Source organism: Luteipulveratus mongoliensis (assembly GCF_001190945.1).
Taxonomy (GTDB): domain Bacteria; phylum Actinomycetota; class Actinomycetes; order Actinomycetales; family Dermatophilaceae; genus Luteipulveratus; species Luteipulveratus mongoliensis.
The window spans coordinates 3499375-3519030 of record NZ_CP011112.1; the positions used below are offsets into that span (position 1 = coordinate 3499375).

17 protein-coding genes are annotated in these 19656 nt (G+C 66.7%); 15 read left to right on the forward strand and 2 right to left on the reverse strand.

Going from position 1 to position 19656, the window contains the following annotated elements; genetic code table 11:
• Nucleotides 1–312 precede the first annotated feature (312 nt).
• From VV02_RS16595 to VV02_RS16635, 9 genes are all read left to right on the forward strand, one after another.
• Nucleotides 313–1935 (forward strand): ABC transporter substrate-binding protein, encoded by a 1623-nt coding sequence (locus tag VV02_RS16595; protein WP_169787708.1) that lies wholly within the window; start codon nucleotides 313–315, stop codon nucleotides 1933–1935.
• Nucleotides 1935–3548 (forward strand): ABC transporter substrate-binding protein, encoded by a 1614-nt coding sequence (locus tag VV02_RS16600; protein WP_169787709.1) that lies wholly within the window; start codon nucleotides 1935–1937, stop codon nucleotides 3546–3548. Before VV02_RS16595 ends, VV02_RS16600 begins: the two co-directional genes overlap by 1 nt.
• Nucleotides 3545–4612 carry an ABC transporter permease gene (locus tag VV02_RS16605; RefSeq protein ID WP_083450230.1) on the forward strand — a complete coding sequence of 356 codons (1068 nt, stop codon included), beginning with the start codon at nucleotides 3545–3547 and terminating at the stop codon, nucleotides 4610–4612. Before VV02_RS16600 ends, VV02_RS16605 begins: the two co-directional genes overlap by 4 nt.
• Nucleotides 4612–5568 carry an ABC transporter permease gene (locus VV02_RS16610; RefSeq protein ID WP_083450231.1) on the forward strand — a complete coding sequence of 319 codons (957 nt, stop codon included), beginning with the start codon at nucleotides 4612–4614 and terminating at the stop codon, nucleotides 5566–5568. Before VV02_RS16605 ends, VV02_RS16610 begins: the two co-directional genes overlap by 1 nt.
• Nucleotides 5565–6587: an ABC transporter ATP-binding protein gene (locus tag VV02_RS16615; RefSeq protein WP_052593249.1), complete on the forward strand. Its 1023-nt coding sequence runs from the start codon at nucleotides 5565–5567 to the stop codon at nucleotides 6585–6587. Before VV02_RS16610 ends, VV02_RS16615 begins: the two co-directional genes overlap by 4 nt.
• Nucleotides 6577–7599: an ABC transporter ATP-binding protein gene (locus tag VV02_RS16620; protein ID WP_052593251.1), complete on the forward strand. Its 1023-nt coding sequence runs from the start codon at nucleotides 6577–6579 to the stop codon at nucleotides 7597–7599. The genes VV02_RS16615 and VV02_RS16620 overlap by 11 nt, the downstream gene beginning before the upstream one ends.
• Nucleotides 7592–8440, forward strand: a complete 849-nt coding sequence (locus tag VV02_RS16625) for an alkaline phosphatase family protein (RefSeq protein WP_052593253.1) — start codon at nucleotides 7592–7594, stop codon at nucleotides 8438–8440. Before VV02_RS16620 ends, VV02_RS16625 begins: the two co-directional genes overlap by 8 nt.
• A gap of 9 nt (nucleotides 8441–8449) precedes the next feature.
• Nucleotides 8450–9172: an endonuclease/exonuclease/phosphatase family protein gene (locus tag VV02_RS16630; protein WP_052593255.1), complete on the forward strand. Its 723-nt coding sequence runs from the start codon at nucleotides 8450–8452 to the stop codon at nucleotides 9170–9172.
• A 158-nt stretch (nucleotides 9173–9330) separates the two neighbouring features.
• Nucleotides 9331–10788: an aldehyde dehydrogenase family protein gene (locus VV02_RS16635; protein ID WP_052593257.1), complete on the forward strand. Its 1458-nt coding sequence runs from the start codon at nucleotides 9331–9333 to the stop codon at nucleotides 10786–10788.
• Here VV02_RS16635 and VV02_RS16640 read toward each other — a convergent pair whose 3' ends face one another.
• Both VV02_RS16640 and VV02_RS16645 read right to left on the reverse strand, forming a co-directional pair.
• Nucleotides 10789–11427, reverse strand: a complete 639-nt coding sequence (locus VV02_RS16640; RefSeq protein WP_052593259.1) for a DUF47 domain-containing protein — start codon at nucleotides 11425–11427, stop codon at nucleotides 10789–10791. It abuts the gene before it with no gap.
• Nucleotides 11424–12386, reverse strand: a complete 963-nt coding sequence (locus VV02_RS16645) for an inorganic phosphate transporter (RefSeq protein WP_052593261.1) — start codon at nucleotides 12384–12386, stop codon at nucleotides 11424–11426. Before VV02_RS16645 ends, VV02_RS16640 begins: the two co-directional genes overlap by 4 nt.
• A 115-nt stretch (nucleotides 12387–12501) precedes the next feature.
• Here VV02_RS16645 and VV02_RS16650 point away from each other — a divergent pair, with 115 nt between their 5' ends.
• From VV02_RS16650 to VV02_RS16670, 6 genes are all read left to right on the forward strand, one after another.
• Nucleotides 12502–13428 (forward strand): LysR family transcriptional regulator, encoded by a 927-nt coding sequence (locus tag VV02_RS16650; RefSeq protein WP_052597144.1) that lies wholly within the window; start codon nucleotides 12502–12504, stop codon nucleotides 13426–13428.
• A 161-nt stretch (nucleotides 13429–13589) separates the two neighbouring features.
• On the forward strand, nucleotides 13590–14954 hold the full coding sequence (gene phnA, locus VV02_RS16655) for a phosphonoacetate hydrolase (protein WP_052593263.1): 1365 nt from the start codon (nucleotides 13590–13592) through the stop codon (nucleotides 14952–14954).
• Between the two features lie 56 nt (nucleotides 14955–15010).
• Nucleotides 15011–16513 (forward strand): right-handed parallel beta-helix repeat-containing protein, encoded by a 1503-nt coding sequence (locus VV02_RS16660; protein ID WP_083450234.1) that lies wholly within the window; start codon nucleotides 15011–15013, stop codon nucleotides 16511–16513.
• 53 nt (nucleotides 16514–16566) lie between these two features.
• Nucleotides 16567–17028, forward strand: coding sequence for a type III PLP-dependent enzyme domain-containing protein (locus tag VV02_RS27180; protein ID WP_245633112.1), 462 nt, complete (start codon nucleotides 16567–16569; stop codon nucleotides 17026–17028).
• 22 nt (nucleotides 17029–17050) lie between these two features.
• Entirely contained in the window at nucleotides 17051–17887 is an 837-nt protein-coding gene (locus VV02_RS27185; RefSeq protein ID WP_245633113.1) for a type III PLP-dependent enzyme domain-containing protein, read from the forward strand.
• Between the two features lie 15 nt (nucleotides 17888–17902).
• Complete coding sequence (locus VV02_RS16670) at nucleotides 17903–19519, forward strand: N-acyl-D-amino-acid deacylase family protein (protein ID WP_052593267.1); 1617 nt, start codon at nucleotides 17903–17905, stop codon at nucleotides 19517–19519.
• Nucleotides 19520–19656: the final 137 nt, after the last annotated feature.

Sequence of the window (19656 nt, forward strand, 5' to 3'; positions counted from 1 at the left end):
AGCGGGAGATGGTCGTGGCATCGCGTTTCCTTGCGTTCGGGGTCTCACCCACGAACGTACGGGCCGTAACGGCGGCCGAACAACGGCTCCGGCGCTATGACCCCGATAGCCGTAACCGGACCGTGTCGACGCCCGAATGTGTGTCTGTCTATGGCCGACCCGCCTCAGGGGCACCGATAGGAATCACTGATGCGCGGCATAGCGGGAGTGCTCTCGTGGGACCGGCGGTTCGTCCCTACTCTCGAAGAAATCCGGACATCCTCGTCCCCCCGAACCCTGAGCGGTGTCCCCCGGTCTGGAAGGCCCCGTCTCATGCAACGACACAAGACAATTCCCGCAGCAGCGGTGGCGCTGGCACTCGGCCTGTGCACCTCGGCATGCAGCGGCTCGACCAACAGCACGAGCGGCAGCAATGCCGCCAACGCCCTGACCGTCGGCGCCTACGGCGGTCCGACGATCCAGCGCAACTTCAACCCGTACTCACCCAACTTCCTGAGCGGTACCGCAGGACTGGTCTACGAGAATCTCTTCGGTGCGAACCCGCTCAAGGGCGGGGCGTTCGTCCCGTGGCTGGTGACCAAGTACGCATTCTCGCCGGACGGTAAGACCATGACGCTCACCATGGACCCGCGTGCCAAGTGGTCGGACGGCACCCCACTCACCAGCAGCGACGTGGTGTTCACCGCGGACTATCTGAAGAAGCACGACCTGGCACCGTTCGAGTATTCCTCGATCACCGCACCCGACAAGGGCACGGTCACGATCGCCTTTACCCAGCCCGCGTTCGGCCTGGTCAAGGACGTCGGAGGCCTGATCGTGCTTCCCCAGAAGCAGTGGGCCTCGAAGACCGATCCGTTGACCGACCTGAACCAGAACCCGGTCGGCAGCGGGCCGTACACCGTCAAGCAGTTCACCTCCCAGCAGGTCACGTTCGGCGCCCGCGAGGGCTACTGGAAGCAGACCGTGCCGGTGAAGACCTTGAACTTCACCATCTGCGGCGACACCGCCGTACAGAAGCTGCAGACCGACCAGATGCAGTGGACCTCCTGCGGCATCACGAGCATCAAGTCGAACTACCTGACCAAGAACCCGACACACCACGTGTTCAACGCGCAGTACGCCAGCCGCTTTCTTGCTCTCAACCTCACGCGCAAACCGTTCGACAATATCGACGTCCGGCGCGGGATCTCCCTCGCCCTCAACCGTGGGCAGCTCGCCGACCTGATCAACGGCGAGAATCCCGGGGCGATGCAACCGGTGTCGCCGACCGGCTACGACGCGAAGGCCTGGTCCGCCTGGCTGCCTCCCGAGCACCTGACGCCAGTGAAGCAGGACGTCAACGCGGCGCTGCAGTCGTTCGCCAAGGCGGGCTACCGGCAGTCCGGAGGCAAGCTGGTCGGTCCGAACGGCAAGCAGCTGTCCATCGAGCTCTTGGAGGTCGCCGACTACGCGGACTCGATCCAGTACGCGCGAGTCCTGGTGGAGCAGCTCAAGAAGGTCGGCATCGACGCCAAGGTCAAGGCGGTCGCCGAGAACCTGTACACCAGCGACCAGGCGGCCGGGAAGTTCGACGCGGTGGTCAGCAAGGTGGGCTATGGCGGCAACCCGATCAGCGGCTTCCGGACCCTGCTGGCCAGCGAGAACGTCGGCAAGAATCGCAACTGGGAACGCTGGAACGACAAGGCCACCGACAACCTGCTCACCCAAGCCAAGTCCGCGCCCGAGGCCGAGCAGAAGTCGATCAGCAAGAAGCTGGGCACGATCATGGCCGAGCGGCTGCCACTGATCGCGACCAACACCAACCCGGCCAGCACGTTGTACAGCACCAAGCACTGGACCGGATGGCCGGACGCATCGAACCCCTACTCGTCCGCGACGCCCTTCGACGGTCTCGACACAGCACTGACCGTGCTGTCGCTGAAGCCGGCGCAGTGATGAGGACGCTCCCGGCGGCGGCAGCTGTGCTGGCGCTTGCTCTGGGCACCTCGGCGTGCAGCGGTGCCGCCAACAACCCGGGTGGCAGCGGCGGTAGTGCGAATGCCCTGACGGTCGGCGCGTACGACGGTCCGACGATCCAGCGCAACTTCAACCCGTACTCGCCGAACGTGCTGGCGGGCACCAAGGGTCTGGTCTACGAGCAGCTGTTCGGCGTCAACCAGCTCAAGGGCGGGGCGTTCGTCCCATGGCTGGTGACGACGTACGCGTTCACCCCGGACGGCAAGACCATGACCCTCACCATGGACCCGCGGGCCAAGTGGTCGGACGGCACGCCGCTGACCAGTCAGGACGTGGTCTTCACCGCGCAGTACCTGACCAAGCACGAGCTGGCACCGTTCGAGTACGCCTCGATCACCGCACCGGACAAGGGCACCGTCAAGATCACCTTCGCCCAGCCCGCGTTCGGCAAGGTCACCGATGTCGGGGGCTTGGCAGTGCTTCCCAAGAAGCAGTGGGCCGCCAAGACCAACCCGTTGACCGACCTGAACCAGGACCCGGTCGGCAGCGGTCCGTACACCGTCAAGCAGTTCACCTCCCAGCAGGTGACCTTCGGCGCCCGGGACGGCTACTGGAAGCAGAACGTGCCGGTGAAGTCCGTCATCTACACCATCTGCGGTGACACGGCCACCCAGAAGCTACAGACCGACCAGATCCAGTGGACCTCCTGCGGCATCACCAGCATCAAGTCGAACTACCTGGCCAAGAACCCCACACACCACGTGTTCAACGCGCAGTACGCCGGCCGCTTCATCGCCCTCAACCTCACACGCAAACCCTTCGACAACCTCGACGTCCGGCGCGGGATCTCGCTCGCACTCGACCGGGAGAAGCTCGCGGCACTGGTCAACGGCGAGAACCCCGGTTCGATGCAGCCCGTCTCGCCGACCGGCTACGACAGCAAGGCATGGGCCGCGTGGCTGCCTGCGCAGTACCTCACGCCGGTCAAGCAGGACGACAAGGCCGCCCTGCAGTCGTTCGCCAAGGCCGGCTACCGGCAGAAGGGCGGCAAGCTGGTCGGTCCGGACGGTAAGCAGCTGGCCATCGAGTTCCTCGAGGTCGCCGACTACGCGGACTCGATCCAGTACCTGCGAGTCGTCGTCGAGCAGCTCAAGAAGATCGGCATCGACGCCAGGATCAAGGCCGTCGCCGAGAACCTGTTCACCAGTAACCAGACGGCCGGCAAGTTCGATGCGGTCACGAGCAAGGTCGGCTATGGCATCAACCCGATCCCCGGTTATCGAAAGCTGCTCGCCAGCGAGAACATCGGCAAAACCAACGTGCAACGCTGGAACGACAAGGCGACCAACGACCTGCTCGCTCAGGGCGACTCTGCGCCCGAGAGCCAGCAGAAGACCATCAGCAAGAAGCTGGCCACCATCATGGTCGAGCGGCTACCACTGATCGCCACCAACACCAACCCGTCGGGTTCGCTGTACAGCACGAAGCATTGGACCGGATGGCCGGATCAGACCAATCCCTACTCGTCCGCCACGCCGTACGGCGGCACCGACACAGCCCTCACAGTGCTGTCGTTGAAGCAAGTGCGATGACCAGCCTGGAAGCGGTCGAGGCCGCAACGGTCGATCCCCCCGTCGTCGCGGCCAAAGGACGCCGGAGCTTCGGCTGGGCCAGGCAGCTGCTTCGCCGAGTCGGCTTCTACGCCTTTGCGTTCTGGGCAGCGGTCAGCCTGAACTTCGCCTTGCCGCGCTTGATGCCGGGCAACCCGGCCGACGTGATCCTGCTCCAGATGGAGCGACGTCAACCGGTCACCGACGCTCAGCGCGAGCTGATCCTGCGGCTCTTCGGGGGCTCCGACGAGCCGTGGTGGTCGGCGTACATCTCGTACTGGAACAACGTCATTCACCTCGACTTCGGCACCTCGATCGCCTACTTCCCGGTGCCGGTCCGTGATGTCATCTCCGACGGCATCTGGTGGACGGTCGGGCTCCTCGGGTTCTGCACCGTGGTGTCCTTCGCGATCGGGACCAGCCTCGGGATCCTGCTGGGCTGGCGGCCCGGCAGCCTGATCGACCGGCTGGTGACGCCGTCATCCATCGTGCTGGCATCGGTGCCCTACTTCTGGTTCGCCCTGATGCTCGCGCTGGGCCTGTCGGTCCACCTCGGCTGGTTCCCGCTATCAGGCGGCTGGGACCCGAACGTGCCCATGGGGTTCACCTTCGAGTTCATTGCCAGCGCAGCCAAGTACGCCGTCCTTCCCGCACTGTCGATCGTCCTCACGTCGTTCAGCGGCTGGCTGATCGGGATGAGGAACATGATGCTGACCTCGGTCCACGAGGACTACGTGCTGCTCGCCCGCGCGAAGGGTCTGCCGTGGCACCGGGTGATGTTCGGCTATGCCGCGCGCAACGCGATCCTGCCCAGCGTGAGCAGCTTCGCGATGTCGATCGGGTTCATCGTCGGCGGCTCCCTGCTGACCGAGACGGTGTTCGCCTACCCGGGCATCGGCACGCTGTTCGTGCAGGCGATCAAGACCCTGGACTACCCGTTGATGCAGGCGCTGTTCCTGATGATCACGCTGGCGGTTCTGGTGGCCAACTTCGTGGCTGACTCGATCTATGTCCTGATCGATCCGAGAACACGAGAGGGGTCCTGATGTCGAAGCGACTGAGGGTACGCATCCCGACGAACACGGGCGTCCGGATAGGTCTTCTGATCTTCGCCTTCTTCGTCCTGGTCGCCGTTGTCGGCCCGACGGTCGTGACGGGTCTGATGGGCCGGTCGCCCACCGCGATCGATCTCGGCGCCCTCTCGCAGCCGCCCAGCGGCCACTACTGGTTGGGCACGACCGCACAGGGTGAGGACGTGTTCGCCCAGCTTGTTGTCGGAACGCGAACCTCGTTGCTGATCGGCGTGGTCGGCGGAACGATCGCCTCCGTACTCTCCGTTGTCATCGGTGTAGCCAGCGCCTATCTGGGCGGCGTCGTGGATGCGGCGGTCACCGCCGGCGTCAACGTGATGATCGTGCTGCCCGGTCTGCCGTTGCTGATCGTGATCGCCAGCTACACGCAGGGTCGCGGCGGCTGGGTGATGATCGCCGTCGTCATCGGTCTGACCGGTTGGGCGGGCGGTGCCCGCGTGAAGCGAGCGCAGACCTTGTCGCTGCGCAACCGCGACTTCGTCACGGCGGCCGAGCTGTCCGGCGACCGACCGGGCCGGATCGTGGTCCACGAGCTGATGCCGCACCTGGCGCCGGTCATCGCGACGACCTTTGTCTTCTCCGTCGTCGGCGCCATCTTCGCCGAGGCCGGACTCGCCTTCATCGGTGCAACGGACATCAACACGGTGTCCTGGGGGTCGATGCTGGCCAACTCGCAGAAGTACGGCGCACTCCTGACCGGCTCGTGGTGGTGGTTCGCACCGCCCGGCATCTGCATCGCGCTGCTCGGCACGGCCGCCGGCATCATCAACTTCGGCGTCGACGAGATCACCAACCCCCGCCAGCGAGCCGTCGTCAGGGCTCGGCGCTGGGCACGCCGCGCGGCCAAGGAGGCCGCCGCTCAGGAGTCGGCCCGGACGCCCGGAACCGCAGAGATCGGAGGCGCCCGATGACGCGCGATGGAGCCGAAGCAACCGTACGTCCCGTCCTGGACGTCCGCGGGTTGAGTGTCGTGTACGACGGTGAGACCCCGGTACGTGCCGTCACGGACGTCTCGTTCACAGTGCGACCCGGCGAGATCCTCGGTCTGGCAGGTGAGAGCGGCTGCGGGAAGTCCACCATTCTCAGCGCCATCGCCCAGCTGAACCGTCCGCCGGCCCGGACCACCGCAGGTTCGGTGCTGTTCGGCGCAGGCGAAGGCCCACCGGTCGACCTCCTCTCGCTCTCTCAGCGCGAGCTGTCGGCCATCCGCTGGGAAGAGCTGGCGGTGGTCTTCCAGAGTGCGATGGACGCGCTCAACCCCGTGACGCGTCTGTCGACCCAGTTCGTGGACGTGCTCCGGCTGCATCGCGGACTGAGTCGTTCGGCTGCCAAGGAACGTGCGGCCGAGCTTCTGGGTGTCGTCGGAATCCCGGCCAGCCGCCTTCGCAGCTATCCCCACGAGCTGTCCGGCGGTATGCGACAGCGAGCGACGATCGCGCTGGCCCTCGCGTGCGACCCGTCGATCGTGCTGATGGACGAGCCGACGACGGCGGTCGACGTGGTGATGCAACGGCAGATCCTCGAGCAAGTCACTCGGCTGCGGCGCGAGCTCGGATTCGCGGTCGTGTTCGTCACGCACGACATGTCGTTGCTGCTCGAGATCGCTGATCGGATCGCCATCATGTACGCCGGGCGGATCGTCGAGATGGGCGCGGCCAGCGAGATCTACCGAGACCCGAAGCACCCGTACACGAAGGGCCTGCGGGACTCCTTCCCTCCGCTGAGTGGACCGCGACGAGAGATCATCGGCATCACCGGCTCACCCCCCGACCCGCGTCGGCTGCCGTCGGGATGCTCGTTCCACCCGCGCTGCCCCGAGAAGGTCGAGGCCTGCGAGAAGACCCGGCCGCCACTGCTCGGTGACGAGCGCAATGTCGCCTGTTTGCTGCACAGCCCCACATCCGAAGAGGTGGTCTCCGTTGAGCGCTGAAGAGAAGCCGCCCGTCCTCGTGGCCCGAAACCTCACGAGACACTTTCCGGTGCACGGTGTCCGTAACGCCGGCCAGAAGGTGTACGCACTCGAGGGCGTCAACGTTGAGCTGGTGCCGGGACAGGCCCTGGCCGTGGTGGGTGAGAGTGGTTCGGGCAAGACCACGATCGCGCGCCTGCTAGCGCTGCAGGACACCCCCACCGCCGGTGAGATCACTCTCCGTGGAGATGTGGTGGAGGCGAAGCGTGGAAAGGCGCGCCGGGCGTACTACCAGCAGGTGCAGATGATCCTGCAGAACCCGTACGAGTCCCTGAACCCGATCCACCGGGTCCGCTACATCCTGTCGCGACCGCTGATCTCTCTGCGCGGCATGAAGCCTGGCCCCGAGGTCGACGCCGAGATCGAGCAGCTGCTCACCAAGGTCAGTCTGCTCCCGGCCGACGAGGTCGCTGACAAGTTTCCGTACCAGCTGTCCGGCGGTCAGCGGCAGCGGCTGTCGATCGCGCGCGCCCTGGCCGCCCAGCCCAAGGTGCTACTCGGCGACGAACCCATCTCGATGCTCGATGTCTCCATCCGGCTGGACATCCTCAACCTGCTCGCTCGCCTGCGGGACGAGGAGGGTCTGGCGATGCTCTACATCACCCACGACATCGCCAGCGCGCGCTACTTCGCCGACAAGATCGTGGTGATGTACGCCGGCCAGATGATCGAGGGCGGGACCAGCGAGGACGTCACGCAGCACCCCCAGCATCCCTACACCGAGCTGCTGCTGGCCGCGTCGCCAGACCCGGACCGGATGGACGTCGGCCCTGCGACTCTCCCGGTCGTCGGCACGAGCGAACCACCCGACCTGATCCGCCCTCCGTCCGGCTGCCGCTTTCATCCACGGTGTCCGCACGCGATGGCGATCTGCAAGGAGAAGGTCCCGGAGAAGACCACCAGCGCGGACGGCCACTGGTCCCGGTGCTGGTTGCACGAATCCGACAACGTCTCGAAGGACACCGATGATTAACCCGACTACCCCCACGCTGGGCCGCAACCGCCTCCTGCTCATCGGACTCGACGGTGTCCGACTGGACACCTTGCGCGAGGCCCGCACCCCGAACATCGACACCATCTCCGCGGCCGGATTCTTTGCACCGGTGGAGGTCAGCAGGCAGGCGCCGTCAGCGTCGGGGGCCTCCTGGTCGACGATCGCCACGGGAGTGTGGCCCGCGAAGCATGGGGTCATCGAGAACGACTTCGTCGACCACCGGCTCGCCGACTTCCCCGATTTCCTGTCTCGGCTGCGACACGAAGTACCTGGGCTGAAGACGTATGTCGGCGTGGCGTGGCCACCGCTGGTCGACGATGTTCCGGGCCCGGTCTATCAGGGCGGCGGAGTGCTGGCTGACACCGGCAACGGTGGAGTGGCCGACGACGACCGGACAGCCGTGAGCGCGGCAAAGGCGTTGAGTGACGGATCGGTGCACGTCTCGTTCTTGCACTTCGATCTGTGTGATCACATCGGACACGAGCAGGGACCCGGCCCGGCGTACACCGCGGCTGTCGAGGACAGCGATCACCGGATTGGATTGGTGCTTAAAGGGATTCAGGCAAGGCCTAGTTACGCGGAGGAAGACTGGACCTACGTGGTGACCACCGACCACGGCCATCGAGACGGCGGCGGACACGGTGGCGACTCCGACGCCGAACGGACCGCGTGGATCGCGGCGTCCGGTCCCGGCGTACCGAGCACACCTCCCCGATCGCTCGAGCAGGTCGATATCCACGCGCACGCCTTGAGCGTGTTCGGCGTGGACCCCGCGCCGGACTGGCAGCTCGACGGTCGGCCCTTTGGCCGCGACGACTGAGGCGTCCCCATGACCGTGACCCTGATGAGCTGGAACATCTGGGACTTCAACCAGACCCCGATCGAGGCCGAACGTCAGGCCGGCGTCCTCGCTCACATCCGCAGAGTCGCGCCCGACGTCCTGTGCATCCAGGAGTTCTGTGATGACGGCGACACTCCACGACTCGCCGAGCTGTGCGCCGATCTCCAGATGGACGGGCTGCTCGCCCTGTCGACCTCGAGCCGCTATCACACCGCCGTGCTGTGGCGGGACCCCGTCACGGAGGTCGGCCCGAGGGTTTTCTACGACGAGGGCTTCTGGCACGCGATGGGCGCCACGACGTTGTCGCTGGGATCGGGTGCGCCCGTTCGGATCGGTTCGGTGCACCTCACTCCCTTCGACCGGGAGACCCGGGTCGAAGACGCGAAAAGCATTGCCTGGCTTGGGGATTCGGGGGTTCCGACCGTGATCGCAGGAGACTGGAACTGCATCGGCGAGCACCCGTCGTACGACCCGGAGCCCGCGAACGACCCGCCGGCCGACCGGGAGACGTCCGCGTTGCTGACAGCGGCTGGCCTCACCGACGCTGCTCAGCACCTCGGTGCGAAGTGGCAGCCGACCTGCGACAACGATCGGCGCATCGACGCCTTCAGACTCACCGCGGCCGCCCTTGCGCGGGTCGAGAGCTACGAGGTCGACCAGACCGCCGGCACGCTGTCCGACCACCTGCCCATACTTCTCCGGATCACCTGAACGCCGCGCCATCAGTCGAATGTTCACGAAACGTTGTGGCCGACGTTACTCATAGCGAGAGCCGATGACGGGTATCGGTCGGTGGCCGTTGCTCGACCACTTCAGGGACGTCAGGATTTGGAGCGAGAAGGACCACAATCGCCGCACCAGGAGAACTCATGACCGCGATCGACTCACGACTCGCCCTCAACTACATCGGCGAAACGTGGCAGTCATCGGAGAGCGGCCTGACACGGACCAACATCAACCCGGGTGACGTGTCCGACACCATCGGTGAGTTCGCCGAGTCAGGAGCACCCGACATCGACGCGGCGGTTCTCGCCGCCAAGGAGGCACTCCCCTCCTGGCGGGAGCTCGGGCCGATCAAGCGCGCTGAGTTCCTCCGTAGAGCTGAGCGCATCCTGGAGGCCCGTGCGGAGGAAGTCGCCTCGGCCATCAGCCGGGAGCAGGGCAAGCTGCTCAAGGAGTCTCGCGGCGAGGTCAAGCGAGCCTTGGCCATCCTGGACTTCACAGCCGGCGAGGCGCGGCGGCTCAACGGTGTGACGACCCCGGCCGAGGAGGCGCGCACCTGGGCGATGACCTTCCGGGTGCCCTTGGGCGTCGTCGGTCTCGTCACCCCATGGAACTTCCCGTTGGCGATCCCGATGTGGAAGGTTGCACCGGCACTGCTGGCCGGTTGTACGTCGGTCTTCAAGCCCTCACCCTTCACCCCGTTGACGGCGGCGCTGCTCCAGGACATCTTCAACGAGGCCGGCGTACCTGCCGGCGTGCTCAACCTGGTGCAGGGCGACCGAGCGGCCGGCGAGGCGCTGGTTGCCCACCCCGATGTTGCCGGCATCTCGTTCACGGGGTCACTCGCCATCGGGTCGGCGATCAACAGCGCCGCCGCCCCGCGACTCGCTCGCATGCAGCTCGAGCTGGGCGGCAAGAATGCGGTGCTCGTGCTCGACGATGCCGACCTCGACAAGGCCACCGATGCGATCGTCTTCGGTGCGTTCGGCCAGGCCGGTCAGCGGTGCAGCGCGACCAGCCGGGTGATCGTGGATCGCTCGGTCAAGGAGGAGCTCCTCGAGCGTCTCGTCGCCCGCGTCGCCGGCCTCAAGGTAGGCCCCGCCAGCGATGAGACCGCGGACATCTGCCCGGTGGTCAACGAGGACCGACTGACCGCCTGCCTCGATGGCATCGAGTCAGCCCAGATCTCCGGTGCCAAGGTCGCCGTCGGTGGAGAACGCGCCGTCGATGGCCTGCCCGAGGGCTACTACGTCCGTCCGACCGTGCTGCGCGACGTGCCCTGGGACTCTGAGATCGCGCAGGAGGAAGTCTTCGGGCCGGTCTTGTCAGTGATCGACTGTGACGGCTTCGAGGACGCGATGCGCATCTCGAACTCGGTCAAGTACGGCATGTCCGGAACGATCTTCACGCAGAGCTCCTCCCGGGCGTTCGAGGCGTTGAATCAGTTCGAGGCCGGCATGCTGCACGTCAACCGACCCGGCGTCGGCGCGTACGCGCACCTGCCCCACATGGGCGCCAAGGCCTCCCAGCTCGGTGCGCCGGAGTGCTCTCCTCAGGTGTGGGACTTCTACACCGACTGGCGATCGGCCTGCATCAGCTACTGATCAGTGCCAGCGCTTCATGGCACCGTCCGCCAGCGCGTCGGCGGCCACGCTGAGCCTGACGCCGGCGATGTCCAAACGCCGTACGAGCTCACGTCGTTTGAAGGTCTCTGCCGAGATGTCGTCGGCGAACAGCTCGGCGATCTCGTACTGGTAGGCGCGGCAGATCGCGCCGGCCTGCTTCTTGGCGTCCAGCGCGCTGCGTACGACACGCCCTGGGTCATCGACGATGTCGCGTACGGCGTCGCCCAGGTTGTCCAAGCCCTCGATCAACCAGTCCAGCAGCGGCAGCAGCCGTGTCATCCGGGTGATGTCGTAGATGTGCGCCTCGCGAACGAAGTCGCGCAAGGTGTCCAGCACGTCGTCGACCGACCGGGAGAGCCGGAACATGTCCTCGCGGTCGATGGGCGTCGTGATGCTGTAGGACAGGCGCTCGACCAGCTCTCCCCTGCGTACGTCACCCTCGTGCTCGATGGCGCCCATCCGCTCGTGCGCTTTCGCGCGACCGATCTCGCGCGCCGTCATCGACTTGGCCAGGACAGCGCCTTCCCGAGCGGTCGAGACCTGGTGGAGCACGGCCTGAACGAGCTGGTCGTCGGCGCGTCCTGACAGGGCAGACGTCAACCGCTTGATCCTGTTCATGAGGCGAATCTCCTGATGCTCATTGATGTGACGGCGGAGAGCAGACAGCTCGCCGGCAAGGTGACGATCCAGGCCGCGCCGATCCGGCCGACCTCGTTCCAGCGGATACGACGCGACCCGTGGCCCAGGCCGGTGCCGATCAGCCCGCCGGCGATGGACTGGGTCATGCTGACGGGCACGCCGATGGCGGCCGAGCCGAGCACGGCGATGGCAGAGGCGAACTCGGCGGCCACGGCGTGTACCGGACGGACCAGGAGTACGCCGTTGCTGAGTCCTCGTGCCACGCGCGGCAGGCCGAGGACGACCCCAACGCCGAAGAACAGGCCGATGGCCATGAGCAGAACCGGGCTCGGACCGGCAGCGCCGACGGTGGCCAGTCCGAGCACGGCGAAGACGGCGAGGACCTTCTGTCCGTCGTTGGAGGCGTAGGCCACGCACTGCATGGCGAAGGCGAGCCGGTGGGAGCGGTACACGGCTCCGTTGAGAGCCGGCCGCGCTGGCAGGAGGCGAAGCCAGCGTGAGATGAGGAAGGCCAGCACGCACCCGACGACGGGCGCGCAGGCACCCACGACCAGCACCCTGACGGCAAATGGCCACGACACCTCGAGGCCGAAACCCATTCCAGCGCCAGTGAGTCCGCCGACCAGCGCAAGAGTGAGACTCGTCGGCTGACCGAGCGAGGTCAGTCCCAGCACGAGAACGATCGCCGAGATGACCGCGACCACCACGGCCGTACGCGCGTTGGGCCCCTCGAAGGCCACCAGCCGATGAGCAAGGCTCGCCGCGACCTTTGAGGAGAGCCACGGAACCAGGGCCGTACAGGCCGTCAGGATGAGCACGGCGTACAACGGCCGCACACTCGGGACCTTGAGACCGGTCGACAGCAGCGAGCCGCCGTCGTTCAGACCGGTGGCCACCGCGAACGCGGCTGCAAGGACAATCACACCGGCGTCAGTCATCTTCCGGCCATCTTCTATTCATGCAAAGTTCCGGACAATGCGCTTGTGGCTATGACCCCAATTACGGTGGCCAAACGCCTCCCGGCCACGAGTCATGCCGGTCTACTCTGACCCGGTGGAACTGAGCCTTCATCGCCTCTGGATCTTCACTCAGGTCATCGAGAGTGGTGGCTTCTCGGCAGCAACCGAGAAGCTCTTCATGAGCCAGCCCTCGATCTCCAATCAGATCCGCCAGCTCGAGACCTCGGTCAAAGCCACCCTGATCGACCGGTCGGGCGCGCGCATCAAGCCGACCGCAGAGGGCGAGGTGCTGCTGGAGTACGCCAAGCGGCTCTTCGTCCTCGCGGACGAGGCGGTGACGGCGATCGCTCAGGTCAGCGGACTCGAGGTCGGCCGGATCGGCGTCGGCGGCACGACGACCGCCGGCACCTATCTGCTGCCTGCTGTGATGTCACGCTTCAAGGAGCTCCACCCAGGCATCGAGTTCGACCTCGTCGTCGGCAACGCCTCCGAGGTCTCACGGGCGTTGCTGGCCGGCGAGATCGGACTCGCCGTCATGCTCGGCAAACCCACGGCTGGTCAGCTCGTCAGCGAGAAGCTGCTCTCGGAGAACCTCGTACTGGTGGCCCCTCAAGGGCACCCGCTGGCGGGCGCGCCACTACAACCGGATCAGCTGACCGAGCAGCGGTTCCTGCTCCGCGAGCGAGGGTCGGCGACCCGCATCCGGCAGGACGCTGCCCTGGAGACCTGGGGCCTTCCCGACGTCGCACGTGCCGACATCTGGGGCCAGGAGACGATCAAGCAGGCCGTCATCGCCGGTCTCGGCATCTCCCTGATCTCCGAGCACGCAATCATCAATGAGGTCGCTGCGGGCCAACTGGCCGTCCTCGAGGTAGCCAGTCCACTCGACGCCAGGCCGGTCGTCGTCGCCACCCGTCGCGACCGACTTCTGTCACCAGCAGAGCAGGCTTTCCTCCGAGTGCTCCGCGGCATGAACAGCTGGCCCACGTTCCGGCCGTACGACGCCGCCGACGACTCCTGACGTCACCCCTCCGGCATATGTCACCGGCATACGCCCTATTGAATGAACGAACCCGTTCCGAATTCCTATTGGCGCTATAGGCGCATTCTGGGTTCCTGACTCCGGTCCTTGACGAGAGGGTTACTCCATCAGCTCGTTACCAGGATGTACAGGAGTCGCACGTGGAGCGTACGAAGTTCACCGTCAATGGCCGGGACTACACCACCCCTGGGGTTCCGGTGGTGGTGATCTGTATCGATGGCAGTGAGCCGGACTACCACCTCGAGGCGATCAAGGCCGGACAGATGCCATGGCTGGCGAATGTCCTTGCCGGCCAAGGCAGCTCGTGGGAGGCGCACTGCGCGATGCCCGCGCTGACCAACCCGAACAACGTGTCCATCGCCACCGGTCACCCACCAGCCGTGCACGGCATCAGCGGCAACTACATCTTCGACACCGCCACCGGGCAGGAGGTGCTGATGAACGACAAGAAGTTCCTGCGCGCACCGACGGTGTTCGCGGCCGCGAACGAGGCGGGTCTGGATGTCGTGGTCGTGACCGCGAAGGACAAGCTGCGCCGGTTGCTGGGTGCGGGTCTGGTCGAGGACGGACCCAGCCTGGCCGGCACCGGTGAGTTCGTCGCGCCGACCCGGCACGGGATCTGCTTCTCGGCCGAGAAGGCCGACCAGGCCACCGTCGCCGACAACGGCATCGAGGGTGTCCTGGAGCTGGTGGGCAAACCTTTGCCGCAGGTCTACTCCGCCGACCTGTCGGAGTTCGCTCTGGCCGCCGGGGTGCAGATCCTGAAGGATCGTGGCGCGGACCTGATGTACCTGTCGCTGACCGACTACATCCAGCACAAGAACGCGCCCGGCACCGAGACGGCCAACGCGTTCTACGAGATGATCGACCGTTACGCCGCCGCGCTCGAGGAGCTCGGCGCGATCGTGATCCTCACGGCCGACCACGGCATGAGCGCCAAGTCCGACGCCACCGGCAAGGCCAACGTGCTGTTCGTGGAGGATGAGGTCCGCACCATCCTGGGCACCAGCGACATCGAACCCGGCACCGACGGGCTGCGCGTGATCCTCCCGATCACCGATCCCTACACCGTGCACCACGGGGCGCTGGGCTCCTTCGCCAGCATCTACCTGCCCGACGGGGTCGACCGGGACGCCACGATCGAAGCCTTGCGCGCCCTGGAGGGCGTACAAGAGGCCTACGGGCGCGAAGAAGCGGCGGAGCGTTTCTCCCTCCCGCCCGACCGGATCGGCGACATCGTCGTCCTCGGCGAGGCCGGCACCGCCATCGGACGCTACGCCGCCTGGCACGACCTCACCGGCCTGGACGCCCCCTTGCGCTCCCACGGCGCACTCGGCGAGCTGCAGATCCCCTTCATCATCAACCGCGCCCTGCCCCGACCCGACCTCCTGGACGAGCCCTACGGCCAACCCGCCTACCTACACAACTACGACGCCTTCTGGGTAGGAACCACCCTCACCAGCCAGCACGAGCTCAGCTCGGCGAACTCTGACTCGATCGCCTAGCCATCCACACCACTCGCTAGACGCACTCATCATCGATCTCCTCAGGAGCCGCTGGCATGCGCATACACATCGCCTTAACACTGTCCCTCGTGGCGGCTCTCGCCCTGGCCACAGCTGGGATCGTGTCGCCGGGTCCGGCGGCTGCTAGGCCGCGGACGGTCTACGTGGACTGCTCGGGTGGTTCGCCGGGCCTCCATTCGCTGGCGGAGGTGAATGCCCTCACTCTGCGGCCGGGCACGCAGGTGTTGTTCAAGCGTGGGACTCGTTGTGTGGGGACGTTCGCGCCGAGGGGTGCGGGGGCGCCGGGTGCTCCGATCCGGATCGGGGCGTACGGCTCCGGAGCGCGGCCAGTGATCGATGGCAACGGTGCACCGGATGCGGTGCTGCTGCAGAACACTCAGTGGATCGAGGTGCGTGACCTGGAGGTCACCAACGCCGCGAACCCGGGTGGCAACCGACGCGGCGTGCACGTCCGGTTGAGTGACTACGGGACGGGTCGGCACTACGTGCTGCAGAACCTGTACATCCACGACATCTGGGGCGATGACACCAAGAGCACCTCGGGCAGCGACGGGATCTTGTTCTCCGTCGTCGGTGACGTCCGGGCGAGCGCGTTCGATGACGTACGCGTGACCGGCAACACAGTCAAGGGCGTGAACCGCGGCGGCATCCGGTTGGTGACCTCGGAGTGGGAGCAGCGTCCTGAGGTCGGCTCCACCGGGCCGGTCACCAAGCCGTGGACGGCCAATACCCGGATCGTGGTGAGCGGCAACCAGGTGTCCGACGTGGGCGGCGACGGCATCGTCATCCTGACCGCACGGAACGCTCTGGTCGAGCACAACCGGATCGATGGCTTCCAGCGCCGGTCCGCGGGCTACAACGCGGGGATGTGGCCGTGGAACTCCGACGGGACGACGTTCCGCTACAACGAGGTCTCCGGTGGTGAGACGACCCGTGACGGGATGGCGTTCGACGTCGACCAGGGCACGGACAGAACGGTTTTCGAGTACAACTACAGCCACGACAACGCCGGCGGCTTCGTGCTGCTGTGCAACGCGACCGGCCGTGTCGCGAACGCGGTGGTGCGCTACAACGTCAGCCAGAACGACGTGTTCCGTGGTGTCGAGATGTGCTCGGGTGGGATCGAGAGCGCGCACGTGTACAACAACACGATCTACGTCGGCCCGGGCCGCTCGATGACGGTGATCAACGAGAACACGACCGCACCGCACCATGTCCGGTTCGACAACAACATCGTGGTCAAGACCGGCGACGGGACCGCCAACCTGCGCCTGCAGCCCGGCACCGCGGTCAGTCCGACGCACAACACGTTCGTCAACGTCGCCGGTGTCGAGTCCAACCCGGGCGGCTCGACCGCTGACCCGCTGCTGGTCGCGCCAGGCATCGGCCCGGCCGGATACCGTCTGCGGGCCGGCTCACCGGCGACCGACGCCGGAACCGTCATCGCGGACAACGGCGGACGCGACTTCTACGGCAACCGCGTGCCCCGGGACCACGCGCCGAACATCGGCGCCTACGAAGGTCGTGGCGTCAGCTGAGGAGGCAGCCACACCAGACGCACGCCCATTGCGCGACGCAACGGAGGACCGCTATGGCTTCGCCCGCGACTCTCGACGGCCGGGCCGTCGCAGCGTTGGACGGGCTGCCGGTCGACTGGCGGCACAAGGCGATGCCCCCACGCACCTGGGGACAGCGGGCCGCCGATGTCGTCGCACTGGGCCTGCGGCTGTCCGATCTTCCGACGCCGTTGCTGACTCTCAGCCGCGACGCCATGGCGCACAACGAGCAGGTCATGACGTCCTGGCGTCGCGCCCACGCGCTGGACCTGGCTCCGCATGGCAAGACCACCATGGCGCCGCAGCTGTGGCGCACCCAGCTGGAGTCGGGCGCCTGGGCGATCACGCTGGCGAACACCGCCCAGCTGGCCGTTGCTCGAGCGTTCGGCTTGAGCAGGGCGATCGTCGCCAACGCGGTGATTTCCCCGCTGGCTCTTCGCTGGATCGCCGAACAGCTCGCTGCCGACCCCGACTTCGAGCTGTTCGTCTGGGGCTGACGACGTACGCACGGTCGAGCTCATGGGCGCCGCCCTGCGCGACACCCCGATCGCCGACGCGGGTCGTCTCCAGGTGCTCGTCGAGCTGGGTGCGCCCGGTGGTCGCACCGGTGCGCGCGATCTGGAGACGGGGCTGGCGGTCGCCGCAGCGGTGCGAAACACACGTTCGCTACGACTCGCGGGCGTCGCCGGATATGAAGGTGCGTTGTCCCACAGCCGTGAGCACGACGGCCTCCAGGTCGTGGCTCACTACCTGAGCGAGCTGGGCGCCCTGCACCACCTGATCCTCGAGCGCGGGTGGTACGACGAGCAGCAGCGCCCGATCGTCACGGCCGGTGGCAGCGCCTACTTCGACGTCGTCGCGGCCGTGCTCTCCTCTTGGGCGCCACGGGCCCGCGTGGTCCTGCGATCCGGCGCCTACCTCGTCCACGACGACGGGTTCTACCGGCACATCTCGCCGCTCGGCGAGCTCCGCCGTACAGACGCACCGACACTCCGGTCGGCCATGCACGGCTGGGTACGTGTCACCTCGGTGCCCGAGCGCGGCCTGGCACTGTTTGACGCCGGCAAGCGGGACCTGCCGTACGACGAGGGCCTGCCCGTCCCGCAGCTGCGGCGCGCACCGGTGGCCGGCCAGGCGTCGACGGCACTCGACGGGGCACGCATCACCGCTCTCAATGACCAGCACGGCTTCCTGTCCTTCGACCCCGAGGTCGACCCGGTCGTGGTGGGCGATGAGCTGAGGCTCGGACTCTCGCACCCGTGCACGGCGTTCGACAAGTGGTCCCTGATCCCGGTGGTGGACGACGCAGACGCCGCGGACCCTCTCGTCGTGGACCTCGTCCGGACCTGGTTCTGAGAGAGGGCATCTCTCATGCGTGCCGACCTCCTGATCCGCAACGCTTCGGTCATCGACGGCACCGGTGCGGCGGCCTATGACGCCCACGTGGCCGTCACGGGCGGGCGCATCACCGGGGTGCATCGCACCGCTGGTGACGTGCCCTCCGCACATCGCACGATCGATGCCGCCGGACGGGTGCTCTGCCCAGGCTTCATCGACATGCACGCGCACTCCGACCTGCAGATCTTGGTCAGCCCGGAGCACACCAGCAAGGTCAGCCAAGGAGTGACCCTCGAGATCCTCGGCCAGGACGGCCTGTCGTTCGCGCCGTGCGACGACGCCTCGCGCACCGTGCTGCGCCGACAGGTCGCCGGCTGGAACGGCGAACCCGACGACTTCGACTTCGACTGGGACAGCGTGGCAGGCTACCTCGACCGGCTGGACCGCGGAATCGCTTGCCACGCAGGCTATCTCGTCCCTCAGGGCACGCTACGACTCATGGTTGTCGGCACGGACGACAGGCGCGCCAGCCCAGCAGAGATCGACCTGATGGTCGGTCTGCTCGCCGACGGCCTGACCCAGGGCGCACTCGGGATGAGCAGTGGTCTCACCTATCCCCCGGGCATGTTCGCCGACAACGAGGAGCTCGTGCGTCTGTGCCGGACCGTGGCACAGCACCACGGCTACTACAGCCCACACCATCGTTCGTACGGAGCCGGGGCGATCGCGGCGTACGACGAGATGATCGACGTGGCGCGACGTTCGGGATGCGACCTGCACCTGACCCACGCCGTGATGAACTTCGCTCCGAACCGCGGTCGCGCCGACGAGCTGCTCGCTCACATCGACGCAGCGATCGAGGACGGCGTGAACGTCACGCTCGACACCTATCCCTACCTGCCGGGCTCGACCACGCTCAGCGCGCTGCAGCCGAGCTGGTCCCAGTCCGCAGGACCGGACGCGTTCCTCGCACGGCTGGACGACCCCGACCTACGAGCACAGATCGCCCATGAGCTGACCCAGGTCGGTACCGACGGGTGCCACGGGTGCGTCACCGAGTGGTCGACGATCCAGATCAGCGGCGTCCGCAACCCCTCGCTCGCGTCGTACGTCGGCCGCACGATCGAGGACATCGCGACCGAGCAGCGGCGTCCCGGGGCGGACGTGTTCTTCGACGTGCTCGGCGAGGACCAGCTGGCGACCACGATCCTGCAGCACGTCGGACACGAGGAGAACGTGCAGACGATCATGCAGCACCGGACCCACTGCGGCGGCTCGGACTCGATCCTCGTCGGCGACCGTCCGCACCCGCGAGCCTGGGGCACGTTCCCGCGCTACCTGGCGCGCTACGTGCGTGAGCTCGGGGTGCTGGACCTCGCCGACTGCGTTCACCACCTCACCGGCCGGCCGGCACGTCGCCTCCGGCTGACCGAGCGCGGGCTGGTGCGTGAGGGGTACGCCGCCGATCTGGTCGTCTTCGACCCCGAGACCGTGCAGGACACCGCGACGTTCGAGGAGCCGAAGCAGCAGGCGACCGGCATCGACTGGGTCCTGGTCGCCGGAGAGCCGGTCATCGACGGCGGACAGCGCACCGACGCGCTCCCCGGACGCGCGATCCGGCGCAACAGCACGGGCGCGGACGTCCGATGAGCCGCAACTCCGACCTACTCCACCATGAACGTCGACCGCCTCACCAAACTCGGCGGCACGGACCCGTCAACACGCCGTCGGCATCACGGACGCCTTCTTGACCTACACCCGAATACCGTTCGGACAGTGGGGCTTTC